General features: G+C 45.5%; 7 protein-coding genes. All 7 read right to left on the bottom strand.

Annotated features, from left to right (window positions below; translation table 11 throughout):
- Positions 1–601, bottom strand: a 601-nt coding sequence (locus A3756_RS15885; protein WP_082865301.1) for a glutathione S-transferase, incomplete at its 3' end; no start/stop codon positions are given.
- A gap of 183 nt (positions 602–784) precedes the next feature.
- The gene (locus A3756_RS15880; protein WP_068553884.1) at positions 785–1,795 is read right to left on the bottom strand and encodes an SGNH/GDSL hydrolase family protein; all 1,011 of its coding nucleotides are present in this window, start codon (positions 1,793–1,795) and stop codon (positions 785–787) included.
- Between the two features lie 270 nt (positions 1,796–2,065).
- Positions 2,066–2,410, bottom strand: a complete 345-nt coding sequence (locus tag A3756_RS15875; RefSeq protein ID WP_068512841.1) for a DUF2956 domain-containing protein — start codon at positions 2,408–2,410, stop codon at positions 2,066–2,068.
- Positions 2,411–2,472: 62 nt separating this feature from the next.
- Positions 2,473–5,991 (bottom strand): response regulator, encoded by a 3,519-nt coding sequence (locus A3756_RS15870; protein ID WP_068553882.1) that lies wholly within the window; start codon positions 5,989–5,991, stop codon positions 2,473–2,475.
- A gap of 110 nt (positions 5,992–6,101) precedes the next feature.
- Positions 6,102–7,550, bottom strand: a complete 1,449-nt coding sequence (locus tag A3756_RS15865) for a TrkH family potassium uptake protein (RefSeq protein ID WP_068512836.1) — start codon at positions 7,548–7,550, stop codon at positions 6,102–6,104.
- A gap of 35 nt (positions 7,551–7,585) precedes the next feature.
- Positions 7,586–8,959: a Trk system potassium transporter TrkA gene (trkA, locus tag A3756_RS15860; RefSeq protein ID WP_068512833.1), complete on the bottom strand. Its 1,374-nt coding sequence runs from the start codon at positions 8,957–8,959 to the stop codon at positions 7,586–7,588.
- A 140-nt stretch (positions 8,960–9,099) separates the two neighbouring features.
- On the bottom strand, positions 9,100–9,729 hold a 630-nt coding region (locus A3756_RS15855), incomplete at its 5' end, for a methyltransferase domain-containing protein (protein WP_304438890.1).

The following is a 9,729-nucleotide window of genomic DNA, read 5'->3' as shown; positions in this document are numbered from 1 at the left end:
TAATACTCAAAAATATGTCAGACTCTTTGTAGTCTGACAACCAGCGCTTGAGATAGTCGTAAGGGCTCGCATCAAACCATTCTAGGTCTACATGTGCAAATTGTCGTATAAAGGGAAAGATGGCGAGATCTGCCAGGCAGGCCTGCTCGCCAAAAAGAAAAGTTTGGTTTTGTAAGCGCTTGTCCAAAAGCTCTAAAAAACCTTCGCCTTGCTTGCGATATTCCTGCTCACTTTGTTCTGGGTGGCGGTCTGCATATTTGTATCGATCAAGCTTATCTTTGAATTCACCGTCATTGATTGAAATAAGGTCGAGCATCTCGTTAAGTTTGGAAGCATCTAAAAAGTTGTCTGGATCGTATCGTTTGAAAGCCCACTTCATGATATCCAGGCTTTCATCAATCACTTGCGGGGCCTCGGATTCTGAATGATGAAGGATGAGCACCGGAACGGTACCTTTCGGAGAATAATGCAGCATTGTCGCTGGCTTATTTCGTAAGACAATTTCCCTTATCTGAATCTTTTCCTGGCTAAGAGTCAGGGCCAACCGTGCTCTCATGGCATAAGGGCAGCGTCTGAAGGTGTATAGAATTGTCGAAGGCATGGGCGCAACCGTGTTTTGAAAACAGGCATGATTCCATTTGCTTTAACTAAAAGCAATTGAAGTTCTAAGTTGTACAGGTGTTATCGACTGGAATAAAAAAAGAGGGCCGAGGCCCTCTTAGAGTTAGTACTGCTTTATTAGTTATCGTTTTGGGTGTGTCTGGTAGGGAGGCTCAAATTTGTTTTATTGAGCCAATAGAGTTTGAACGATTTCAATACCTGCAGCTTGGTGAGCTTGCGTAGTTGGGTGAATTTCATCATAGAACAAGAAGCCAGTAGCTGTTACGTAACCATCACACTCAGGGTGAAGTGCACCACCTTGAGATAGCATGTAAGCACATGCGTCGTCAGTATTGGTGTAGCCATAGTCTTCAGCGTTGTCGACTTGATCAGTCAAGAAGCTGAATAGGTCGTACTCGATAAAATCGACACCTGTTTGATGCTCAAGACGAGCCAATTTACGATCCAGCTTGCGATTGAACTTAGCTGAAAGCTTAGTAGTAACTCGTACAAGGCGGTTCGCTTTGCGCTCTTGGCGAGTCGTTTGAGTGTTTGCAAGTAAGCCAGCAACAACCAAATCAGTTTCGGGGATCGCGCCGATATCTGGAGCATTAGATACTAGAATGTGCTGAGCACCAGAAGCGATCAATTTTTCGATTTGAGCAATTTCAGATTCAACAGCTGCTTTCAATGAAGCATTAGCTGCCTGACGAATAGCCTGACGCTCTTGAGCTGTAGAAGCGAAAACTGCTCCTGAGCGAATTTCACGTGCTGCACGAATGTCATTGCCACCGATTAATACGATGTATAGCGCGTCTGAAGGAGCAACACCTGCATTGATTTGTAGGAAAGCATTAACCTGGGTAGGTAGGTTGATGTCCGGTGTAGATTCATCACCATCTTCGTCAACTGCTTTTGCACCAGCAATAGCAAAGTTGTTACCAGTATAACCACCCGCTAAGTGTAGCGATGGTGTTAGGGTATGACCTAGTGCTGCTGCAACGAATTCTACCGCTACAGGGCCATTGGTGAAACGTTCACCATAGGTTTGGTCTGGTGCAATGGCATTAAGGTTACCATTATCAGAAAGGCTATCGCCAAATACGTATACATTACTGTAGCCGTTCGCATTAACCGCGAATGCAGCAACAAGTAGTGACGTCAGTGTCACCAACTTCAATTTCAGGCTTTTCATCAATCGACTCCGTTAATTTTCTTAATTTTGTTTTTTTCATGTATGTAAGTGTTTTATATGTTCTTAAAGAACTATTCTTTTTCAGGTTCTTTCTTGTCTGACTTTTTTGGGGGACTCCTCCAAAGCAATGACAAGTAAGTGATTTAAACCATATAAAAAAGAGGATTACGAAGCTGTGGCAAAGAAGGGTAATTTAGGTAACTTAGGTTAAATTCAGAGTTTTCAGTGAGACTTGGTTCAAAACTAATCAAATTTCATCGAGATGAGTTCTTATATTACTTGGAATATTGCAAACAAAACCCATGATAAAACGAGTAAAGACCAGGGTAACCACGTCTGTGCTTTAGGTGGCTGAACATGCTCTTCAAGCTGTTTTTCTTCACTACTGCTTGCCATCTGTTTGGCTTTTTCTGCAGCTTTTAATTGCTTGTCGAGCTCTCGGCTTTTGGCTTTGTGCTGTTTTTTATACTGCTCAATCCCTTTTTGAATACCCTGGGCAATGATTTTTGTTTGTTCTTTCGTTTGGCCTGGGCGTTGGTTCGCTTTTGCCAGCTTATTAGCTTCTTCCAGCGTCCGCTCGCTTCCTTTTGAGTGCCGCTTATCATATTTTGCCATTTTACTTCCTTGGTTCTATTTGGGGGTGAGCTGATGAGGGAATTGATTGCAAGTGATCTAGCCTATGAATAGTTGTCTTCAACACGCCTGGTTAGTTCAGATAGTTCCTGTGTATCTTGTTCATTCAAGTCGCAGTTAGCCAAAACGAAGTTTGCCGTGCGCACTACGGCTCGCCACCTGGGCCTATCAGGGATAGTACGAGCGCTCAGGTACTTGTCAAAGGTTCGAGTTTTAACCGTGGTGCCGTCCACGTATACACGCCAGCAGCGACTTTGCTCTGCCAGGTCAACCTTTGTCTTATTTGTTGAGCGCTCCCAAATATTTAGTGAGTTCCTCAACAGTTCGACAATAAGCTCTTTGCCATCAAATTCGGTTTTATCATCGTGTTCAAGAGCTGGAGGAGAGTCTATATATTGAACTGAGTCTGTATCGCCTATTTGTTCACTGATTTGCTCTCCCGCATGATCAGGATCAATGAGAACATGCCTTAGTGCCCCTTCAATTTCATTGATTTTACGCCGACTTTCGCTCAGCTCATGAGTTAGTGCTGCCAGGGCATTATCAGTCTGTAAAGGCTTACCTTCAACCTGTTCTGGCGACAGTTCTCTTTGGTCGATAACCAAGGCTAAATAAGGTTGACCGGACTCGTTAACGTATTTGATGGAAGCGTGCCATACAGCCTGCTCGCCGGGTTCACTCATCAAGTCTATTGAGTAGGCCGAATCGGGCTTTTCGACTAACGCTTTCTCCAGTTGAGAGAGTAGCTCTGGCAAAACGAAGTCGCTAATGGGGCGCCCTAGTAGGCTGGACTCGGATGATTCACCAAGTTTGTGGCTAAATTCTTGTAGCGCTCTATCATTCGTGTAAGCAATATTGAGTTGCTCGTTGATGACGATAATAAGTTCTTCACTAATATCCAGAACGTTAAGCAACTTCGAATTAAGTTCGGATAACTCTTCTTCCAGGGCTTCTCGTTTAGCGATCTCGTTGCGAAGCTTCTGGTTTTCCTGGTTCGCGATCCAGCACCTTCTTACGCTTAGCTGACTTTCTACGCGGGCGATTAGTTCTTTATTATGATAGGGCTTGATGAGGTAATCATTGGCACCTTGGCTCAGGGCGCTGACAATATCGGATATTTGATGCCGTGCTGTCAGCATGATGATGGGGAGTTCATAGCTGTCGAACTGCTTCCGAACCAGGGTGCAGACTTCAATGCCGCTCATTTTTGGCATCATAAAGTCGAGTAATATCAGGTCAGGTACTTGTTGGTTGAGCCTGGCTAGAGCGCTAATTCCATCCGGGAAGACTTCATATCGATAACCTTGTTGTGACATCAGGCTGGAAACCAGCTCCAGGTTTACGGGTTCATCGTCGACGATAAATATCAGCGGAGTCATTTCTTCGCTACCGCCTTCAAACGATAAATCGGGTAGTTTTGCAGAGGTTTCGCTGGTAGAAACCTGAGTTTCCTTAGTGATAATAGGTGCTTGAGTGGCTGGTAGAGCGGTTTCAGCTAATTGCTTATTGGCTTCCTGATTGCTGACCAAACCAGCGGGTAAGGATAGGGTGACATCTGTGCCTTGATTGGCCTGGCTTTTAATCGTTAGGGAACCGCCGTGCAATTCAACAAGCTGTTTACTGATGGCTAGGCCGAGCCCGGTTCCGCTTGCTGAAGGGTGACCTTCAACATGGACTTGCTCGAAGGGACGAAACAGGCTGTGTAGTTTCTCTTCAGGGATACCGACACCTGTATCAGAGATCTTAATTAATACTTCTTCTCCTACCTGGTAAGCGCTTAGTGTGATTTTGCCTTGTTCGGTATATTTGACGGCATTGCCTAGTATATTGATCAATATTTGCTGCACGCGAAACTCATCTGCATTTAAGTTTCTAACCTTAGGTGAAATCTCTGCTTTTAACTCAATAGGCTTCTTATCCAGAAGAGGTTTCATGGTGGTAAGTACTAACTCTGATATAGACTGAAGATCTATGGGAGCGATATTCAGTTTTAGCTTTCCATGTTTGATACTCGAAAAATCAAGAATGTCGTTCACCAGGATATTCAAGCGCTGCGAGGTGTTAGAGATAAGCTCAATCTTGTTTTTTTGGTCTGGACTTAAGCTCTGCTGATCACTTTCGATTAATACTTTTGCTAGCCCCGAGATACCTTGTAAAGGCGTTCGTAGTTCGTGAGAGGTAGTGGCCAAAAACTCATCTTTGAAGGCATCCATTTCGATAAGTTCTTTATTTCGACTTTTTAGTTGCTTCGACATCGCCTCTACTAAGTCTAGGTTCTTCAGATAGTTCCGTTGAAGGGCGATGGACTGGGAGATAACAAAAGCCAGTACGCCAAAATGTGCGACATTAAAAGGTGTGCCGAAAATACCATTGGCTTTGAGTACATCATGAATAACGGTAAGCGCCAAAATAAGTAAACTGGCGCCAAAAGCTTTAACCCGTTTTCCACCTGCTTGAACAACTTTTAAGTACATAGCCATTGCAAAGGTGACGCTAATTAATACCAGTACCTGAAATGCCACATTCAACTCGGTGTATATTCGGTTCTCGAATGCCAGGCAGATAAAGACAAAGGGGGTGATTAGCACCCATGAGACTCTCATGGTAAAGGCCGGGATATATTTCCGGTATAAGGCGCTAAAGAAGCCCATAAAGAAAGGAAGCGTCAGGTAAAAACTTAAATGCTCAAGGCGTTGGAGGCTTGCCCAGCTGAACCAGTCAAATAAGTGCAGAACCCGCTCATCAATCATTAAGCGCCTGAAGCCCACAGCCAAGCACAATAGACCAAAGTATAGAGCGCTAACCTCTTTTGAGCGGAAGGCGAATAATGAAAAATTATACAGGCCGATTGCAATTAGAATTGAGCCAAAGAAGACTGCCGATATGATCGGACGATACTCCATATTGAAACGGCCGGCCTCGCCCGTCATGCGTAGACTAAACCATATGCCGCCCTCGCGATAATGGTGATTAGACAGATGAATCACGATATCTAGTTCGCTAGCATGATTGGTGAGTTTGATTACTCTGGGTCTAAACTCAGGCGTTTCAGTGCTCTGATAATAACCGGGCTTACCGTTTTGGGCGCTAAGATTGCCGTTGATGTAAAGCTTGTAGGCGCTTGGCATGTCAGGAATATAGAGATAGATAGGCTCCAAATTCTGTGGCACCAGAACTTTTGCATGATACGTTGCAAGACCCAGAGGAGGATAGATTACCTGCTGTTCTTGAATGTGCTCACCCTTCATTGTGTCAACGCGTTGATTCTCGACAAAGCGATAGGGGTTTTTATTCCAAACACCGGGAACGGGAAATTTAATGGGGCTTTCTTCTGTCTTGTAGATGTCCTGAGGTGGAATGAAGCGGTTCCAGTAAGTATTCCAATAGCCGTCAAGGCTAAAAGATTGTTTGCTAGACCAATCTTTGTCTCGCAGGTCGATAACAAGGAGTTTATTCGTGCTTGCTTGAGCCGTATTACTTTCGGCCTGCAATGCAGAAGATACACCGGCTAAAAATAGGAAAAAAATGAGAAAGAGTGTATTTAAGCACGAGAGCTTAAGCATGTCTGACAGCCACTTATATTTTTATTATTGATCAATCATAAGGTTTATTGGCCGCTATGTCAGTGCACTCGTCTGCTTTATTGGTATTTTCTCGGTTTTTAATAAGGGCCTTAATTTCGCCAGAAAGCAGGGGTAAACAATATCAATAAAGTGAAGATCTCTAGGCGGCCCATTAGCATGGCAAAGCATAGAACCCACTTAGCGGTATCGGGAATGTCGCCGTAGTGTTGTGCGACATCACCTAAGCCTGGGCCTAAATTGTTAATACTGGCACCGACAGCTGACCAGGCAGTGACTTGGTCCAAGCCCGTTGCCAGTAACATTAAGAGCAAAATAACGAAGACGAACAAGTAAACCGAAAAGAAGCCCCAAACAGCTTCAATCACACGGTCGGGAACCGGCTTTTTGCCAAGTTTTACTGGAATAATGGCGTTGGGATGAATTAGACGTTGGATTTCTCTCAAGCCTTGCTTGTAGATGAGTAAGATTCGAATCGCCTTCATGCCACCGCCGGTTGAGCCTGCACAGCCGCCAACAAAGGCAACAACGAATAAGAGGAAGGGCAGTACGAATGGCCAGGCTGTGAAGTCTGCTGTAGCAAAGCCAGTGGTTGTTGCGATGGAAACAACTTCAAAGGCGCCTCGAATCATAGAGTCAGAGAAGCTATAAGTATCGGTGAAGTAAAGCGTTGCGATCGTAATAATGGTTACGATCAACATGAGCGATGCGTAAAAGCGGAACTCGGGGTCCATAAAGTACGTTCGCCAGCTATTGCTTCGCCATGCAGTGAAATGCAGCGCGAAATTAACCCCGGCGATAAACATAAAGAAGATGGCGATTAGTTCAATTACGCTATTATCGAAATAGCCAATACTGGCATCATGGGTTGAATAGCCGCCGATGGCGATGGTCGAAAAACTATGGCCTATGGCGTCAAACAGGGTCATTCCAGCGGCCCAGTAAGATAGCGCGCAAGCGACTGTTAGCCCGAGGTATATATACCAAAGAGCTTTGGCGGTTTCGGTGATTCGAGGCGTTAATTTACTGTCTTTTACCGGGCCGGGAGTCTCTGCTCGGTATAGCTGCATACCACCAATGCCTAGCATTGGAAGAATGGCGACAGCCAGTACGATCAAGCCCATGCCGCCAAGCCATTGCAATTGTTGTCGGTACCACAAGATAGATTTGGGCAGGTCATCTATCCCGGTAATGACGGTCGCGCCAGTGGTGGTTAGCCCCGATAGGGACTCAAAGTAAGCATCAACGAAGCGTAAATCAGGGGAGTCAGATAAATATAAGGGCACTGAACCACTCAGGCTGAGCACCAGCCAGAAGAGAACCGTTACGATAAAACCATCTCGTACACGAAGCTCCTTTTTATGGTTTCGAACAGGCAGCCAGATGATTAGCCCTAAGCCTAGCGTAATAACAAAAGCATCGAGGAAGGCATGGAGCTGATTATCGTTATAGATGAGCGAAACAATGATCGGCGGGAGCATGGTCAGGCTAAAAATCATCAGCAGGATGCCTAGAATTCGGCTGACTGTAGACAAATGCATCCGGTTGTATCTCCCAAAAAACTACTAAAACAGGGTTAGAAAAAAGCGAGTCCGACTTGGAACAGCTTCTCGACTTCGCGAACTCTTTTCTTATCGACCAGGAAGAGGATAACGTGATCGTCTTGCTCGATGCGGATATGGTCGTGAGCGATTAATACTTCCTGGTGACGGACAATTGCGCCGATGGTGGTACCGGTTGGTAAAGGTATCTCATCGACTCGTTTACCGACAACCTTTGAGGAGCGCTCGTCGCCATGTGCTACGGCTTCGATCGCCTCAGCTGCTCCTCGTCGTAAGGCGTGAACATTAACGACATCTCCTTTTCGGATATGGGTTAGCAGGCTGCCAATGGTGGTTTGTTGAGGCGATATGGCAATGTCGATTTCACCGCCTTGGATCAGATCGACATAATCAGGGTTGCTGATCAAGGCCATCACCTTGCGAGCACCAATGCGCTTGGCAAGCATCGAGGCCATGATGTTTGCTTCATCATCATTGGTCACGGCGATGAAAACATCAGTATCTTCGATGTTCTCTTCCAATAGCATGTCTTTATTGGCGGCATTACCATGCAGAACAATGGCCTTTTCGAGTTGCTCGGAAAGTGCCACGCAACGCTCGTGATGGTTTTCAATGATTTTTACTTGATAACGACGTTCCAGGTACTTGGCTAAGCGAAAACCAATGTTACCGCCACCAGCGATAATAATTCGCTTGTACTTATTTTCCAAAGGCTGCAGTTCGCTCATTACCGCGCGAATATGGTCGGTCGCGGCAATAAAGAAAACCTCATCATCTTCTTCAATCACCGTGTTACCAGAAGGAATGATTGGTTGGCCTTTTCTGAAAATTGCTGCCACTCGGGTGTCGATAGTGGGCATGTGCTGTCGGATCAAGGATAAGGCATGACCGACCAAGGGGCCGCCCTGGCATGCTCTGATGGCAACGAGTCTGGCCTTACCGTTTGCCAGGTCTAGTGCTTGTAAAGCGCCAGGATATTCCAATAAGCGGGTAATATGTTTGGTAACAACCTGCTCGGGGCTGATGAGTACATCAATGGGAAAGGCTTTGTTAGAAAACAGCTCTTTCTTGGCTAAATAAGGTGTCGCTCTGACCCGGCAGATTTTGGTGGGTGTCTGAAATAGTGTATAAGCAACCTGACAGGCGGCCATATTAACTTCATCACTATTTGCAACTGCAATCAGCATGTCTGCATCTTCTGCGCCCGCCTGGGCAAGAATGTTAGGGTGAGCACCCTGGCCGTGAATTGTGCGTATGTCTAAATGATCCTGAAGCTCACGCAGTCGAGCGCCATTGTGATCAATGACGGTGATGTCGTTTTCTTCATTTGCGAGGTTTTCAGCAAGCGTTCCGCCTACTTGCCCTGCACCGATAATGATAATTTTCATAAGGTTGATCTACGCACCGGTTTATTCAGTCATTTGACCCGTGGGCTATAATATACCGACAAAATTTAGGGTCAATCGCCAATTCAGTAAAATGACTCTTTTCATCCCCTAAACACGGTTAATCTGATAAATCTTGCTTCTTATTCGGGTATTTCGCTTCCGCGTTTTTTTAAACGGGCGTAGAAAAAACCATCATGACCGTTTTCTTGAGGGAATAATTGACGACCAAACCCGGTATCTTGCCCCCAGGGTGCATCGATCTTGAATAATTCGGCCTGATCTTGCTGTCTTAAGAATCGCTCGATAATTCGGCTATTCTCTTGTGGGAAGATAGAGCAGGTTGCGTATACCAATATCCCGCCTGGTTTGAGTGTTTTCCACAAGCTTGTAAGTAGCTGAAGTTGAAGTTCAGCCAATGCTTTTATATCACCTTCTTTGCGCAATAGTTTGATGTCAGGGTGGCGTCGAATGACTGCGCTGGCGCTGCATGGTGCATCGAGCAGGATTCGGTCAAAATGCTTACCGTCCCACCACTGCTCAAGCTCTTCGGCGCGTGATACCTTAAGTTCTGCCTGTAAATTTAGTCGTTTAAGGTTTTCATCGATCTTTGCGGCTCGACTTGCTTCAGAGTCTAGCGCCGTCAGGTGAATACCTGTTTGGGATTCCAGGATCGCACAGGTTTTTCCGCCTGGTGCGGCACAGGCATCGAGTACCTTATGGCCTTCTTCTAGTTCCAGTAAGTCACAACATAGTTGGGCTGCTTCATCCTG

Source organism: Oleiphilus sp. HI0086 (assembly GCF_001635225.1).
This window is presented reverse-complemented; position numbering and strand designations above follow the sequence as displayed.

Bases quoted from the DNA above. Each gene is read 5' to 3' on its own strand.
- A3756_RS15880 (WP_068553884.1), bottom strand. From the start codon at position 1,795: ATGAAAAGCCTGAAATTGAAGTTGGTGACACTGACGTCACTACTTGTT.
- A3756_RS15875 (WP_068512841.1), bottom strand. From the start codon at position 2,410: ATGGCAAAATATGATAAGCGGCACTCAAAAGGAAGCGAGCGGACGCTG.
- A3756_RS15870 (WP_068553882.1), bottom strand. From the start codon at position 5,991: ATGCTTAAGCTCTCGTGCTTAAATACACTCTTTCTCATTTTTTTCCTA.
- A3756_RS15865 (WP_068512836.1), bottom strand. From the start codon at position 7,550: ATGCATTTGTCTACAGTCAGCCGAATTCTAGGCATCCTGCTGATGATT.
- trkA (WP_068512833.1), bottom strand. From the start codon at position 8,959: ATGAAAATTATCATTATCGGTGCAGGGCAAGTAGGCGGAACGCTTGCT.